Consider the following 15,050-nt stretch of genomic DNA (forward strand, 5'->3'; position numbering starts at 1 on the left):
GTGTCTCGACGTTTCGCGCGGAAGCACCTCATCAGGCGCATCTGCGGCGAATCAAGCTTGGAAGATAAAAACCACGTCGGTGCGGCGCCAAATCTCCTTGTTCAGGCGTTCGTTCGGGTTGTTCGGCCCAGATCGGCCTGCCCCGGTCTCGCTGGTAGCGACCTTGGCCCGGCCCCGACTCGTTCAACGGGCGGGTGTGGAACGCGTGGACCTGGGCGTCGAGGTCGGCTGCCATCCGGCGAGTCGAGACACCGAGCAGGTACCAGGTGGCGCGATGATGCGTTGTGCGGTCACCGCGATAAATGCCTTCGAGAGTTCCGTGAGACCTTCACTCGAAAGATCACGCGATGGCCGCGGTCTATGCCGGACCCGTTGTCCGACGATCACGCCCACCGCGTTACACCACTTCAGGGACTTCACTGGCGGATCACCGCGGCGACGATATCGCCGCCGCGTCCGCATTGAACCTTTTGACTTTCCGCCCCGTACCGTTGAGCATGGGTGGGGATGTCGATCAAGATCTTAGACCGCGTTCGTCCGGCCGCGGCACTGTGGCACGTGATCCCTCCTCGTCGGCGCCCCGCGCACGCGTACCCGCTGAGCGAGGGGCCCGTGCTGCTGTGACGGAGCCGAGTACGCGTGAAGACGTACCGGTCCGGCCGAATCTGCGCTGGTCGCGGCCACTGTGGCTGGTGCTGATACTCATTGTCGCCGCCGCCGTCCGTGTCGGTTTGCTCATTTTGGAGTGGCCGGCCAGCAACAGCGATGAGGCCACGATGGGGATCATGGCGATGCACATCGCCGAGGGTCGGCATTTCCCGAGCTTCATGTACGGCCAGTCCTACATGGGAACGGCCGAGGCGTATCTCGCCGCCGCGGCGTTCTGGGTGTTCGGCCCGTCGCTGGTTGCGCTGCGTGTCCCGATGTTGCTGTTGTTCCTTCTCTTTCTCACCGCGATGTATGTGCTGGCCCGGCGTCTGTACGGAACGTCGGTGGCGTTGGTGTCGGTGGGGCTTCTGGCGCTCGGGTCCCGGGAGCTGTACGGCCATCAGTTGGTCGCTCAGGGTGCTATCCCGGAAACGCTGCTTGCCGGTACGCTGCTGCTCCTGCTCGGCCACCGTCTGCTGGACACGCCCGAGAACCCCAGCCACGCGTCGGCGCAGCGGTGGCGTCTGGTCGGCTGGGGCGTCGCCGCGACGCTCGGGTTGTGGAGCACCGTGCTGATCGCCCCGTTCGTACTCACCTCCGCGGCTCTCGTTTGGATCGCCCTCCGTCAGCGGGCGGCGGTGATTCCCGGCCGGTGGTGGGCGCTCGGCGCTGGTCTGCTCCTCGGTGCGGCGCCCTGGATCGCGTATGACCTGAGTCGCCCGTGGCGGGACAGCGGTGTGGTCAGCGTGGTGAACATGTACCTCAGCGGTGGCACGGGCCTCAATGGGCAACAATCGCCAGGGCTTGCTGCCCAGGTGATCAACACCGTGACGACCAGCCTGTCGTACGTCACCGGGGGCTCCGCGATCGCGCACCCGAACTCCCCTCCGGCGCTCTACTTCGGCTATCCCGGAAGCTGGCATCCCCCGACCGACGACATCCCGTCCACGCTGTGGGGCGTCGCCGTCCTCGTGTTGTGGGCCATGGGAGTCGCTACCTGTATCCGCGTGCTGCGTAACCGTCGCGCCGCACCGGATCAGCGAAACGGTGGTGAACCCAGCCGGGCACAGAACTACACCAGGTTGGCGATGCTCATCGCCGCCGGTCTGACCGTCGTAGCGTTCGCCGCCAGCCCCACACCGGGAGTCGCCCCGGCGAACAACTTCCGATACATCTTCGGAGCCGTCATCGCCACACCCGCTGTTGTAGGTGCGTTGTGGGGGCTGCGCTCCGTGGCACCCAGGCTCGGCGGCATCGTGCGGAATGCGGTGCTCGCCATCGTCGCGCTCACGCTGGTCCTGGGCACCGCGCAGGCATACCGCGACGCCGCCCAGGGGCCCACCGAGGCGGCCCGTCGCCAACTACTCGATGCTCTGCGGAGTGACGGCGTAACGCACGTCTACAGCGGTTACCTCGAGTGCAACCGGCTGACGTTCCTCAGCGGTGAAAAGGTGATCTGCGCCGTTCTGTTCGGCGGTCCTGCCGATGGCCTGCATCCAGGGCTCGACCGTTACCTGCCCTACCGGACCGCCGTGCAGGCCGATCCACGAGCCGCCTACGTGTTCCGCTCCGACGATTCCCGTAATACCGTCCTGGCCCGCTCGGATTGCCAGTGGGTGAAGCACCGGCGCGTGGCCGGATACGACGTGTGGCAGCCGGCAGATCGTTGCCTCCCGTCGGGTCGGCAGACTCCGTAGTCCATGCCATGCGGGTGACGCTCCAGCGGACTTGTCAGGTCCGTGCTCTGACCCGCCGAGCTACGGCGACGTGGAGGAGAGCGAGGGATTCGTACCCGGATGAAAAACCGCCGGTCCCCCAGGGGGACGGCGGCGGCGTCAGCTGGCCGGCTACGCCACCGGTCTTTGCTACGAGTGCGCCGGGCGCGCTCTCAACGCAATTTTCGGAGGTCGGCTTTGCGGACCTTGTTCGAACCGGTGCGGGGCAGGTCGTCGACGAAGGTGAACTCGGCGGGAATCTTGTACTTGGCCAGGCGCTCGATGAGATGGTCGCGCAGCTCGGTTGTGGAGGGTGTCGGGCCGGGGGCCGGGACGATGAAGGCTCGGCCCACCTCGCCCCATCTCTCGTCAGGGATGCCGACCACGGCGGCCTCGGCCACGCCGGGATGGGTGAACAAGGCCGCCTCCACCTCGGCCGGGTAGACGTTTTCGCCGCCGGAGATGTACATGTCCTTGAGGCGGTCGAGGATGTGGAAATGGCCGCCCGGGTCGACTTCCGCTATGTCGCCGGTGTGAAGCCAGCCGTCGGTGAAGGCGCCGGCGGTGGCGGCCGGATCGTTCCAGTAGCCGGGGGTCACGTTGGGGCCGCGGACCAGCACCTCCCCCGGGTTGCCGTCCACGCGAACGTCGGTGAAGAAGACCGGGACGCCGGCCGAGCCCACGTGGTCGAGGCTTTCGCGGGCCTCCAGGAAGGTCGCGCCGGGGGCCGTCTCGGTCATGCCGTAGCCCTGGCAGAACGTGAGACCTCGCTCCTGGTAGGCGCGGATCAGCGCGGGCGGGACGGCGGCGCCGCCACTCATCACGCAGCGCAGCGAGGACAGGTCGGTGTGCGGCCAGCGCGGGGATCGGGCGAGGGCCGCGAACATCGCCGAGACGCCGAACATCCACGTGACCCGCTGCGATTCGATCAGATCCAAGGCCTGGTCGACGTTCCAGGACGGCATGATGACGCAGCGGCCGCCCTTCAGGACGGTCGGCAGGAGGCACTGGTTGAGCGCCGCCACGTGGAAGAGCGGGGCGCCTATCAGGGTCACCTCGTCGCCGGCCACGTCGACACCGACGAGCAGGTTGTACGTGTTCCAGGTGACGTTTCCGTGGGTGAGCACCGCGCCTTTGGGGCGGCCGGTCGTGCCCGAGGTGTAGAGGATGAGGGCCGGGTCGTCCAACGCGACGTCGGCCTCGATGGGCGGGCCCTCGGGAAGCGCCGACAACGAGGACAGGGGAATGGTCGTGGGGGCCGACACGTCAGCGCACTCCGGCGCGCGGATCAGGATCCGCGCGCCGGAATGGTCGAGCTGGTAGCGGAGCTCGGCGGCCGTCAGCCGGGAGTTCAGCGGGACGAAGACCGCGCCCAGCAGGTGGGTGGCGAACAGCGTCTCGACGAGCGCCGGATGGTTCGGCCCGAGGTAGGCGACCCGGTCGCCCCGGCCGGCGCCGGCCGCGCGCAGGCGGTGGGCCAGCCGGGTGATCCGGTCGCGGAGTTCGGCGTACGTCCAAGAAGCGTCCCCGAAGACCAGCGCGACCCGATCGGGCGAGATGGCGGCGCGCCGCGCCGGCCAGGAGCCGAGTCCCCTGTTCATGGCGTCAGGGGTAGTAGCGGTAGATCGGCTGGGCGACGCAGGCCGGCTTGTCGGAGCCGTCGATCTCCACGGTGAAGGTGAGTTTCACCTGCGCTCCCCCGCCGCCGACCGGGGTCACCGCGTCCACCGTGGCGGCCAGGCGGATCTTCGAACCGACCTTGACCGGGGACGGGAAGCGCACCTTGTCCAGGCCGTAGTTGATGCCCATCGAGACGCCGCCGACCTGCAGGAGTTCGGAGAAGAACGGGATGACGAGCGACAGCGTGAGGTAGCCGTGGGCGATCGGCGCCCCGAACGGTCCCTGTTTGGCCCGTTCGACGTCGACGTGGATCCACTGGTGGTCGCCGGTGGCCTCGGCGAACTGGTTCACCCGGTCCTGGGTGACCTCGAGCCAGGCACTGTGCCCGAGGTCCTTGCCGGTGAGGGTCTTGAGTTCGTCGATGCCGTTGACGGTGATCATGTATGAAGCCCCTTTCGTCTTCGGGAATTCTCGCCCGGCGCGGCTGCGACTGCCGTCTCACACTTTCGCGGTGAACGGACGCGGGTACGGCGCGGGCCGGTAGTGCACGAAGTCCCAGGACGAGGCGAGCGCGTTCAGGGCCTCGGGCGACGTTCCCGTCCAGTAGCCCAGGCCGACTCGCCGTTCCAAGGTCTTCAGCGCCGCCAGCATCTCCCCGTCGGTGAAGGTGCAGTGCCCGGCCCGGTGCACGAACGCCTGCCGCAGCAGTTCGGGCGAGCGGACCGCTTCCCGGTACGCGCTCTGCACCTGCACCGGCACGAGCGGGTCCCCGGTCGTGTGAATGGTCAGCAGCGGGTCCTTGAGCCGTCCGGTGAAGGACAGGTTCCGCGCCATGTAGGCCACGGCGCGGGGGTCGGCGCTGATCCGCGGCGCCCGGGCCAGCGCCCGCAGGTCGTCGTCGAGCGACGCCCCGGCCGCCCGGTAGAGCGCGTCGACCTCCGCCCGCAGCGACGACTTCGCCAGCATGCGCCGGTAGTCCACGCCGGTGTTCCACGACATGTTCCCGCCCGCGCGGCTCTCCGCCTCCTGCCGCCACGACAGCCCCACGTAGATGGTCGTTCCCAGCGCCCGGGCCTGGTTCCGTTGCGCCGTCGCGTCATCGCCCGGCGCGGGCTCCGGAAGCGCCGGATCGGGCCAGGCCGGAATGTTGTGCAACGCCGCCGCCAGTGCCGTCCGCGCCCGCCCGGCCGGCGTCTCCTGCGCGGTCGCCAGTGCCGCGTTCAGGGCCGCGATCGACGCCGAGGCGGTCGTTTGGTCCGTCAGCCGTACGAGGGGCACGTCGCTGCCCGGAAGCAGCAGCGTCCGCAACGCGAACAACGGGTCGAGCGTGTTGTTCCAGTTGGCCACGCCACCCTGTTCGAGCCCGCACATGGCCAGCCCGCCCACGAACCGCGCCGGATACCGCTCCAGGAGACCCGTGGTGATCATCCCGCCCAGCGAGGTCCCCCAGGCCAGTGAGCGCCGGGCCTTCCCGAATCGGGCCCCGAACACGTCGAGCGTCGCCACCTGGTCGGGCAGGGCCTGCTCCAGCACCCAGCCGGTGTCAGCGTAGGACGATCCGATAAGCGCGTACCCCCTGTCGAGCAGGGTGTCGCGCACGCCGGTGCTGGGCGCGTTCTGTGCCGGGTTGGGCGCGCCCTTGGGCGTGTAGCCGTGGCTGTACAGCAGAACCGTGCCGTTCCAGGCCTCCGGCACGTCGAAGACGTAGGCCGCCCCCGACGGCAGCGTGCCCTCGACGTGGGTGACGGCCGGCGCGACGGCCGACGCCGGCGCGGCCAGCCCGGCCACGACTACCGCGAGGCCCGCGATCGCAGCGGTGACGCGACGGGTTCTCATGCGCGTTCCTCCAAGGATGCCGAAGAAGTTGCGTTGTCCGGCGTGATATTTCGGATTTGTTCATCCGGCGGGGTGCGGGATGCGGGTTGGTTACTGGCGGTGGGCAGGAAGCGGGCGGTGAGGCGGCGGGCGGTGGGGACGATGCCCTTGGGCATGTAGCGGACGGCCACGACCAGGAGCACGGCGTAGACGGCGTATGACAGAACGCTCGGTGCGTAGCTGGGCATGCCGGGTTGAGTGCCGAGTTCGTTGAGGATCTGGACCAGCAGGACGATCACCGCGGCGCCGACCACGGGGCCGGCGATGGTTCCCAGGCCGCCCACCACGGCCATGACCACGAACTCGATGGAGAGCAGCACCGGGAACGAGCCGGGCGCCAGATAGCCCAGATAGAACGCGTAGATCCCGCCGGCCAGGCCCGCGAACGCCGCCGACAGGGCGAAGACCGCCAGCCGGTAGCCGCCGACCGGGACCCCACTGGCCGCGGCCGCCGTCTCGCTCGTGGCGGCCGCCCGCAAGGCCCGGCCGGCGCGCGAGGCCACCACGTTGCGGGAGATGAGCAGCACCACGGCGAGGACGGCCCAGACGACGTACGCGTAACCGATGTCGTCCTTCAGTCCGGACAAGCGCGGGATGCCCTGCAAGCCGATGGCACCGCCCGCCCATGTTCCCTGACCGAGCAGGGACAGGAGAATCAGTTGTACGGCCAGGGTGGCGAACGCCAGGTGATGCCCGCGCAGGCGCAGCAGCGGCGCCCCGAGCAGCACCGCCGCCACCGCCGCGGCCACCGGGGCCAGCAGCAGGCCGACCACCGAGGGGACGCCGTGCACCGCCAGCAACCCGGCCGCGTAGGCGCCGATCGCGTAGAACGCCGCCTGGCCCAGGGACACCTGCCCGGCGTACCCCATCAGCAGGGACACACCGGCGGTGACAGTCGCGGCCAGGCCGAGCAGGATGTAGACCGAGAGCTGCTTCTCCGGCAGCAGGGGCGGCAGGGCCAGGGTGACCACGGCGACCGCGACCGTCAGGTATCTCATCGTGCCGCCTCCCGGACCGGGCCCGACCGGGCGGCTTGGACGATCATGACGGTGAGCATGAGCAGGAGGGCCACTTCCAGCTGGTAGGCGCCGCCGCCGTAGCCGGCGATCAGGGTCTGGGCGACGCCGAGCAGCAGGCCGCCGGCCAGGGCGACCGCCGGGCGGGTGAGGCCGCCCAGGACGGCGGCGGCGAAGCCGTTGACGATCAGGGTGACGTCGCTGTCGAAGGTGACCTGCTGAACGGGGGTGGTCAGCACGCCGGCCAGGCCGCCCAGGGCGCCGCCGAGCGCGAAGGCGAGCAGGCCCATGCGGCGCACGTCGATGCCGACGACACGGGCCGCGTATCGGTTGGAGGCGCAGGCGGACAGGGCCTTGCCGAGGTCGGTGCGGGTGAAGAACAGGGCCAGGGCCACGAAGACGGGCACCGTCACGGCGACGATGAGCAGGTAGTGGGCCTGGATCCGGGCGCCACCGACGGTGGCGACGCCGGACAGGCCGGCGAAGGAGCGGGGCTGGTCGCCCCAGATGACGATCTCGACCGCGTACGCGAAGACGCCGAGACCGAGGGTGACGATGAGCGACGTGCCGGGGTCGGTGCCCGGTCTGCCGATGGCGACGACGCCGACGAGAACGCCGACGACGGCGGCCACGACGACCGCCAGCGACTCCGACAGGACGTGCGGCAGGCCGGCCGTGAGCAGCGACGAGGTCAGCATGGCGGCGATGACGGCGAAGGCGCCCTGAGCGAAGTTGACCACGCCGGTGACCCGGTAGATGGCGACCAGGCCGCTGGCGACCAGGGCGAAGCCGGCGCCGATGCCGAGGCCGGTCAGCAGGTAGCCGAGGAAGTCACTCATAGTGGCCGCCCAGATAGGCCGCGGTCACCCGCTCGTCGGCGGCCAACATCGCGGCGTCCCCGGCCAGGACGATCCGGCCGGCTTCCAGGACGTACGCGCGTGAGCAGAGCGACAGGGCCAGGCGCGCGTTCTGCTCGATCAGCAGCACGGCCAGGCCCCGCTCGCGGTGCAGCGTCCGCAGGTGGCCGACGAGGGTTTCCACGACCAGAGGGGCCAGGCCCAGGCTGAGCTCGTCGATCACCAGCACGTCGGGCCGGGCCATCAGGGCCCGGCCGATCGCCACCATCTGCTGCTGTCCGCCCGAAAGGGTCCCGGCGTCCCGGCGGCGCAGTGGCACCAGCGCCGGCAGCAGCTCGTAGATGCCCGAGGTGTCACGGCCCCGCCGCCCGTTGCGCCACCCGCCGAGGCGCAGGTTGTCGTCCACGCTGAGGTCGGCGAAGACCTCACGCCCCTCGGGCACCTGCGCCAGCCGCCCGGCGACGGTGACCCGCCCGGCGTCGGCTTCGACCAGCCCGGAGAGCGCCTTCACCAACGTCGACTTCCCCGCCCCGTTGGCGCCGATGAGCGCGACCATCTCCGACTCGTCGAGGTGGAGCGAAACGTCGTCGAGGGCCGTCGCGCCCGAGTACCGCACGGTCAGCGAGGACACGTCCACGAGCGTCATGCGCTCGCCCCCAGATAGGCGGCGATCACCTGGGGGTCGGCGCGCACCTCGGCCGGGGACCCCGAGGCGATGACACGGCCCAGATCGAGGACGGTGACCTGGTCGGCCAGGCGCATGACGAAGGCGACGTCGTGCTCGACCAGCAGCATGGTCAGCCCGGAACGGCGCAGGGAGGCCAGCAGCGTGGCCAGGTGCTCGCGCTCCCCCGCCCGCAGGCCCGACGCCGGCTCGTCGAGCAGCAGCAGCCGGGGCTCGCCGCACAGGGCGCGGGCCAGCTGCAGCGCCCGCTGCTGGCCCAGTGGCAGGTCCTCGGCCGGCCGGGACGCCCAGCCGGCCAGGCCGGTCAGGGACAGGCATTCCAGGGCCCGGGTACGGATCTCCCGCTCCGCCCGGTGGTGCGACCGCAGCCGCAGCGCCCCGGCCAGGAAGCCGGCCCGGGTGGTGCTGTGGGCGCCGACCATCACGTTCTCCAGGGCGGTCAGACCGTGGAAGATCCGGGCCGCCTGGAACACCACCGACACGCCGAGGCGGGCGCGGCGGTGCGCCGCGAGCCGGTCGACACGGACGCCGTCGAGCTCGACGCGGCCGGCGTCCGGGGCGAGCTGGCCGCCGATCAGGGCGAACAGCGTCGATTTCCCGGCGCCGTTCGGCCCGATCACCGCCCGGAGCTCGCCCGGGCGGACGTGCAGGTCGACGTCGCGTACGGCGTAAACGCCCCCGAAGGACCGGGACGCGCCGGAGACCGCGAGCGCGGCGCCCGTCATCAGCGCCCGCCCAGTTTCCGCGCCGAGTAGTCGGTCGGCACGAACGCGCCCTTCGTCACCGTGGTGATGGCGATGAAGTCGGTGGTCAGTCCGCTGTGGTCGGTGGCCGAATACTTGTAGGTGCCGTTCGGCGTGGTGAGCGTCAGGCCCTCCAGGGCGTCGCGCACCTTCTTCTTGTCCGTGCCACCGGCCGCCTTCAGCGCCGCCGCGAGCAGCTTGACACCGCTGTACCCGTCCTGGGCGAACTGCGGGGGCGGGTACCCGTATTTGGCCTCGAACGCCGTGGACAGTTCCTCGATGGCCGCCTTCTGCTCGCCGGCCGGCAGGGTGTCGCCGACGATGCCGATGGAGCCGGCCACCACCGCGCCCTCCGCGGCCGCGCCGGCCGGGTCGAGGAACAGCTTGCTGGCCTGGGCGCCGGTCAGCACGAGCGGGATCTTCAGGCCGCTCGCCGCGTACTGCTTGGTCAGTGCGACGGCGGGCGCGCCGGTGGCCCACACCATCAGGGCCTGGGCGTCCGACGAGCGTACGTGGGTGAAGACCGCGCCGAACTCGGTCGCCGTGGTCTGGAACTGCTCGATCGGGTTCAGCGTCACGCCGTACTGCCCGGCCTTGGCCTCGAGGCCCTTGAATCCGGCGACGGCGTAGCTGCTCTTCGTGTCGTAGGCGACCGCGACCTTGGTGAGTTTCTGGTCCTGGAAGTACTGCAGGGCGGCCTCGGCGTACGTGCCGGAGAGCGCGGGCACCACGAAGACGTACGGATGGAGGGGTTTGACCTGTTCGTCGGCCGGGGTGAGGGAGAGGTACGGGATCTCTTCGCGGTCGACCAGCGGAACGGTGGCCAGGGCGGAGTTGGAGAAGGGCGAGCCGATGATGGCGTCGGAGTCGCCCTTGAGCTCGTTGAAGGCGAGGACGGCCTGGTCGGGCAGGCTCTTGTCGTCCTTGACGGTCAGTGAGATCTTGCGGCCGTCGATGCCGCCGGCCGCGTTGATCTGGTCGACGGCGAGGGCGACGGACTTCTGGTTCTCGGTGCCGAGCGGCGAGTAGTTGCCGGTCAGCGAGACGATCTGGCCGACCTGGATGGTGTCGTCGGAGTCACCGCCGCCGGCGGACGAGCAGGCGGCCAGGACGAGGGCGAAGGCGAGGAGCGGAACGGATCTGCGCACGGGTTGCCTCCCGTTACGGACCATTGTCAGGCTTCGATGAACCCCGAAGTTAGGCGCATCTTCCACTGCCGTCAACAATCTGCCTAATATCTAGCCCATGCCGCTGACCGAGGCCCGGCCGCAAACCCTGCTGCTCATGCTGTTCGGCGACTTCGTGCTCGACCGCGACGTCCGGGTCTTCTCCGGCAGCGTGATCGACGTCTGCGGCCGCCTGGGCATCTCGTCGCACGCCGCTCGCTCCACCCTGACCCGCATGGTCAGCCGTGACCTGCTCCAGCGGCAGCGCGCCGGCCGGCGCATGTACTTCGGGCTCACCGAACGCTCGACCGCCCTGCTGCGCGACGGCCGCACCCGCATCTGGGGCGGCGCGGTCGACGAGCACTGGGACGGCACGTGGACGCTGCTCAGCTTCTCGCTGCCCGAGTCGTGGCAGCGCCAGCGGCACGACCTGCGCTCCCAGCTGGCCTGGTCGGGCTTCGGGCCGATACAGGGCGGGCTGTGGATCGCCCCCGGCGAGGTCGGCGTGCAGCAGATCGTCAGCGACCTCGGACTCGAGGCCCACGCGCGGGTCTTCCACGCCCGGGCCGGCGCGCTCACCGACATCGGCGCGATGGTCTCCGACGCGTACGACCTGGCGGCGCTGGCCGCCCGGTACGACGACTTCCTGGCCCGCTGGGACGGCCCGCCGCCACTGTCCGACCCCCTCGCGGCCCGGTTGAGCCTGATCGCCGAGTGGCTGCACGCGATCCGCCGCGACCCCCGCCTGCCGGTCGAACACCTCCCCGCCGACTGGCCGGCCGCCCGCGCCCAGAAGGTCTTCCGCGAACTCGAGACCGCCTACGCCGAACCGGCCCGACGCATCGCCGAGGAGGTCCTCGAATACCTGAACCCCTGAGGCGTGCTACGCCCCGGTGTGCGGGTCGGTGGTCGTGTGGGGCAGGGCGGAGAGGGTCAGGACGTGCTGGGCCGGGCTGCCGGCCGGGGCGTACAGGACCAGGTCGCCGTCCTGGTCGGCGGCGCGGCGTACGGCGTGCTGGAAGACCACCACGCCGGCGCTGGCCAGCAGGGTCACACCGGTCAGATCGACGGTGAGGGAGCGGGTGCCGTTGAGCGTGAAACGTTGCAGCTCCGTGGCCAGGAACCCCGCCGTGGCCAGCGTGATCGGGCCGTCCAGCCGCACCCGGGGCGCCGGCGCCGCCGGCTGGTCGAGGACCAGCAGCAGGTCGGGCTCGCCGGCCGGGGACGGGCCGATCCGTTCGGCGATCAGCAGCCGGGCCGGGGTGGTGATCCGGTGGCGGATCTCGGCCGTCGTGCCGCGGTGGCCGCGCCGGAGCCGGAACTGGTGGACCATCTGCTCGACCAGGACCAGGCCGAGCCCGCCCGTGACGGCCGGCGGATGCTCGTGCCAGGAGCCGTCGTCGGCCACCTCCACCCGGACCTCGCCGCCGGTGTCCAGCTCGGCGCTCAGCCGCACCCGGCCGGGCGGGCCGCCGCGATACGCGTGCTGCACGCAGTTCGTGACCAGTTCGCTGACCGCGTGGCGGATCCCGGCGATGTCCTTGTCGCTGGCGCCGAGGGCGCGCAGCCATTCGCCGACCGCGACGTGCGCCCGGCCGATCGCCGCCGTCGAGGCGGTCAGCGACAGCCCCAACGGCGACGGCGGCGGCACCCGCTGCACGGCCAGCATCGTCACGTCGTCGGTGTGCCCGGTGGGCCGCAGCAGCAGCTCGATCGTCTGCACGCAGACCCGCTGGGCCACGGTGAGCCCCGAGTCGCGCAGCACCCGGTCACCGGCCGTGTCCTCGGCGACGTTGGCCAGCTCGACCAGGCTCTCCGCGTACTCCCGGCCGGGCCGCTCGATCAGGCCGTCGCTGACCAGCAGCAGCAGGTCGCCGACGGCGAGGCGGTCGGCGCCGAGCGGGAAATGGTCGCCGCCGCCGAGCGGCGGCGCGCCGGTCGCCGGCAGGTAGCGGCTCGGCCCGCCCGCGCCGACCAGCAGCGGCGGCGGATGCCCGGCCGTGCAGTATTCGAGCGTGCCGTCGGCGGGGTCGAGGACGGCGACGCAGATGGTGGCGCCGCGGGCCGCCGGCAGCCGCCCGGCCAGCCGGTTGGCCGCGGCCAGGGCGACCGTGATGTCGCCGTCGTCGAGCAGCCTGTCCTGCACCACGGCGCGGAGCTGGCCCATGGTGGCCGAGGCGGCGACGCCGTGACCGGCGACGTCGCCCAGGACCAGGGCCAGCCGGCCGTCGCTCAGGGCCAGGGCGTCGAACCAGTCGCCGCCCGCGGCGGTGTCGGCGTCGGCCGGCAGATATCCGGCGGCGGCCCGGGCCCGCGGCAGCACCGGCAGGCCGCCCGGCAGCAGTTCCAGCTGCATCGCCACGACGACGTCGCGGGCCCGGGCGTAACGCCGCTCGGCCCGTTCGGCCCGCTGCCGCTCGGCCTCACGCTCACGGACCCGGTCCGACACCTCGACCGAGTACTGCGACAGACCGACCACGGCACCCGAGTCGTCGCGGTGGGGGGTGACCACGATGTCGAAGTAGCTCTCGGGCCGGCTGCCGTCGTCGTGCTCGAGCTGGAGCCGCCACTCCAGCGCCTTCTGGGTGACTCCGGTGCGGTACGCCCGGTCGAGGATGGCGAGAACCTGCTGGGTCAGGGCGGCCGGGAAGACCTCGGCCACCGTGCCGCCCACCTGGTGGGCCCGGCCGCTGAGCTCGCGCGCGAGCGCGTTGACGGCGATGATCCGGTGTTCGGGACCCTCCATGGCCAGCATCGCGATGGGCATCCGCTCGAAGACGCGCCGCACCGTCTCGGCGTCGCCAATGTCCTCAGCTGACAACCGTGCCTCCCCGGCGCGCGCCCGATCCCGGACGAACCCTATCGTTGCCGGATCATCACGGCCATGGGCTGCCCGGCGGCGGCGGCTCCTCTCCGGTCCGGCCGGCGGCGGGCAGCCAGAGCACGAACGTGCTGCCCCGGCCGGGTTCCGAGTGGGCGGCCACCCGGCCCCCGTGCGACTCGGCGATCTGCCGGACGATGGCCAGGCCCAGGCCCGTGCGCCGCTCGGTGCCGCGCTGCGGCCCCTTCCAGAACCGGTCGAAGACCCGGGGCAGGTCCCCGGCCGCGATGCCGGGCCCCTCGTCGGCCACGGCCAGCCACAACCACGATGGGGTACGGCCGGCGGCCACGGTGATCGTGGAAGCGGGTGGCGCCAGCCGTACCGCGTTCGACAGAAGGTTGCCCACCGCGCGCCGCAGCGCGTCGGCGTCGCCGATCAGCCGCAGCCCGGGCGCCGTCGCGTAGGCCAGCCGCAGCCCGCGCTCGCGGGCCAGCGACTCCTCCCCCGCCTCCCGGGCCACCACGGCCAGGTCCACGTCGGTGTCGGTGGTGTCGGCCTCGCGCCGGGCGGTGGCCAGCAGGTCCTCGACCAGCCGGGACATGCGGGTGGTGGCCCGGTCGACCACCGCCACGGCCCGGCCGCGTTCCTCCGGCGTGGCGTCCGGCGCGGTCAGCGACGCGTCCAGGTTGGTCCGGATGATGGCCAGCGGGCTGCGCAGCTCGTGCGAGGCGTCGTCGATGAGCTGCCGCTGGGCCTGGAACGCGTGGTCGAGCCGGTCCAGCATGGAATCCAGCGTCTCGGCCAGGTCACGCAGCTCGTCGCGCGGGCCGTCGAGCCGGATCCGCCGCGACAGGTCGGTCGCCTGGATCTCGCGGGCGGTCCGGGTGATCGCGCCGACCGGCCGCAGCGCCCGGCCCGACAGCACCCAGCCGACGCCCAGGCTGGCCACGAAGAGCCCGCCCAGCGCGTACAGCGAATAGCGCCGCAGGTTCGTCATGGTGTTGTAGTTGACGGCCGCCTCGATCTCGCCGACCTCGGCGAACGTGACCTCGCCCCGGTACTGGCGGTCCTCGTAGAGCCGGCCCGTCCTTTCGGTGATCGGCCGCGGCTCGGTGGTCTGCGCGATCGCGAGGTAGATGCCGCCGAGGGTCAGCCCGGCCAGGGCGAACAGCACGGTCGAGTAGATCACCGTGAGCCGGGCCCGCAGCGACCTCACGGCGTCGCCTCCCGCAGCCGGTAGCCGCGGCCGACCACGGTGCCGATCCACCCCTCGCCCAGCTTGCGGCGCAGCGTGCCGACGGTGACCCGGACGGTCTGGGTGAACGGGTCGGCGTTGGCGTCCCACACGTGCTCGAGAAGCTCCTCGCTGGACACCACGTGCCCGGGGCGGGTCATCAGGTACTCCAGGACGCCGAACTCCTTGGGCGTCAGCGCGAGCGGCTCCCCGCCGAGGGTGGCCCGGTGCCGGGCGGTGTCGAGCACCAGGTCGCCCACGGTGAGCCGGGCCGAGCCGCCGGCGGTGTCGCGGCGCAGCAGCGCCCGGACCCGGGCCAGCAGCTCGGCCAGGTGGAACGGCTTCACCAGGTAGTCGTCGGCGCCCTCGTCGAGGCCGCGCACCCGGTCGTCCAGGCCGCCGCGCGCGGTCAGCATCAGGACCCGCAGGTCACCCGGGCCGGGCGTCGGGGTCTCGCCGGTCCGCAGCGAGCGGCACAGCGCGAAGCCGTCCCCGTCGGGCAGGTTCACGTCCAGCAGCATCAGGTCGTACTCGTTGACGGTCAGCCGGTCGTACGCCTGGGCCACATCGCCCGCGACGTCCACCGCGTAACCGGTGCGGGCCAGTCCCACCCGCAGGCCTTCCGCCAGATCTTCCTCGTCCTCAACAACCAGAAGGCGCATTCCCCGAC

At 71.5% G+C, this 15,050-nt stretch carries 13 protein-coding genes; 2 read left to right on the plus strand and 11 right to left on the minus strand.

Features of this window, described 5'->3' with window-relative positions:
* Window positions 1-692 precede the first annotated feature (692 nt).
* Complete coding sequence (locus tag ACGFJ7_RS14025) at window positions 693-2,345, plus strand: hypothetical protein (protein WP_392642388.1); 1,653 nt, start codon at window positions 693-695, stop codon at window positions 2,343-2,345.
* Between the two features lie 191 nt (window positions 2,346-2,536).
* Here the strand turns inward: ACGFJ7_RS14025 and ACGFJ7_RS14030 are convergent, their stop codons facing one another.
* Genes ACGFJ7_RS14030 through ACGFJ7_RS14065 form a run of 8 tightly spaced genes read right to left on the minus strand, consistent with a single transcriptional unit; the run spans window position 2,537 to window position 10,307 of the window.
* Window positions 2,537-3,964: a long-chain fatty acid--CoA ligase gene (locus tag ACGFJ7_RS14030; protein ID WP_392642389.1), complete on the minus strand. Its 1,428-nt coding sequence runs from the start codon at window positions 3,962-3,964 to the stop codon at window positions 2,537-2,539.
* Window positions 3,965-3,968: 4 nt separating this feature from the next.
* Complete coding sequence (locus ACGFJ7_RS14035; RefSeq protein WP_360261671.1) at window positions 3,969-4,424, minus strand: MaoC family dehydratase; 456 nt, start codon at window positions 4,422-4,424, stop codon at window positions 3,969-3,971.
* Between the two features lie 57 nt (window positions 4,425-4,481).
* The gene (locus ACGFJ7_RS14040) at window positions 4,482-5,819 is read right to left on the minus strand and encodes an alpha/beta hydrolase family protein (protein WP_392642390.1); all 1,338 of its coding nucleotides are present in this window, start codon (window positions 5,817-5,819) and stop codon (window positions 4,482-4,484) included.
* Window positions 5,816-6,856 carry a branched-chain amino acid ABC transporter permease gene (locus ACGFJ7_RS14045; protein ID WP_392642391.1) on the minus strand — a complete coding sequence of 347 codons (1,041 nt, stop codon included), beginning with the start codon at window positions 6,854-6,856 and terminating at the stop codon, window positions 5,816-5,818. Before ACGFJ7_RS14045 ends, ACGFJ7_RS14040 begins: the two co-directional genes overlap by 4 nt.
* On the minus strand, window positions 6,853-7,713 hold the full coding sequence (locus ACGFJ7_RS14050; RefSeq protein WP_392642392.1) for a branched-chain amino acid ABC transporter permease: 861 nt from the start codon (window positions 7,711-7,713) through the stop codon (window positions 6,853-6,855). Before ACGFJ7_RS14050 ends, ACGFJ7_RS14045 begins: the two co-directional genes overlap by 4 nt.
* Complete coding sequence (locus tag ACGFJ7_RS14055) at window positions 7,706-8,377, minus strand: ABC transporter ATP-binding protein (RefSeq protein WP_392642393.1); 672 nt, start codon at window positions 8,375-8,377, stop codon at window positions 7,706-7,708. Before ACGFJ7_RS14055 ends, ACGFJ7_RS14050 begins: the two co-directional genes overlap by 8 nt.
* On the minus strand, window positions 8,374-9,141 hold the full coding sequence (locus ACGFJ7_RS14060; protein WP_392642394.1) for an ABC transporter ATP-binding protein: 768 nt from the start codon (window positions 9,139-9,141) through the stop codon (window positions 8,374-8,376). Before ACGFJ7_RS14060 ends, ACGFJ7_RS14055 begins: the two co-directional genes overlap by 4 nt.
* Window positions 9,141-10,307, minus strand: coding sequence for an ABC transporter substrate-binding protein (locus ACGFJ7_RS14065; RefSeq protein WP_360261689.1), 1,167 nt, complete (start codon window positions 10,305-10,307; stop codon window positions 9,141-9,143). The genes ACGFJ7_RS14060 and ACGFJ7_RS14065 overlap by 1 nt, the downstream gene beginning before the upstream one ends.
* A gap of 97 nt (window positions 10,308-10,404) precedes the next feature.
* On the opposite strand from ACGFJ7_RS14065, the gene ACGFJ7_RS14070 reads away from it, so the two are divergent.
* Window positions 10,405-11,202, plus strand: a complete 798-nt coding sequence (locus ACGFJ7_RS14070) for a PaaX family transcriptional regulator C-terminal domain-containing protein (protein WP_360261691.1) — start codon at window positions 10,405-10,407, stop codon at window positions 11,200-11,202.
* Window positions 11,203-11,208: 6 nt separating this feature from the next.
* Here the strand turns inward: ACGFJ7_RS14070 and ACGFJ7_RS14075 are convergent, their stop codons facing one another.
* From ACGFJ7_RS14075 to ACGFJ7_RS14085, 3 genes are read right to left on the minus strand one after another with little or no spacing between them, the layout of a single operon-like run.
* Window positions 11,209-13,146, minus strand: coding sequence for a SpoIIE family protein phosphatase (locus tag ACGFJ7_RS14075; RefSeq protein WP_392642395.1), 1,938 nt, complete (start codon window positions 13,144-13,146; stop codon window positions 11,209-11,211).
* A gap of 55 nt (window positions 13,147-13,201) precedes the next feature.
* Window positions 13,202-14,362, minus strand: a complete 1,161-nt coding sequence (locus tag ACGFJ7_RS14080) for a HAMP domain-containing sensor histidine kinase (protein ID WP_360261696.1) — start codon at window positions 14,360-14,362, stop codon at window positions 13,202-13,204.
* Window positions 14,359-15,042: a response regulator transcription factor gene (locus tag ACGFJ7_RS14085; RefSeq protein WP_360261699.1), complete on the minus strand. Its 684-nt coding sequence runs from the start codon at window positions 15,040-15,042 to the stop codon at window positions 14,359-14,361. The genes ACGFJ7_RS14080 and ACGFJ7_RS14085 overlap by 4 nt, the downstream gene beginning before the upstream one ends.
* Between the last annotated feature and the right edge of the window lie 8 nt (window positions 15,043-15,050).

Origin of the sequence: Actinoplanes sp. NPDC048988, assembly GCF_043197815.1 — a bacterium.
Lineage (GTDB): Bacteria > Actinomycetota > Actinomycetes > Mycobacteriales > Micromonosporaceae > Actinoplanes.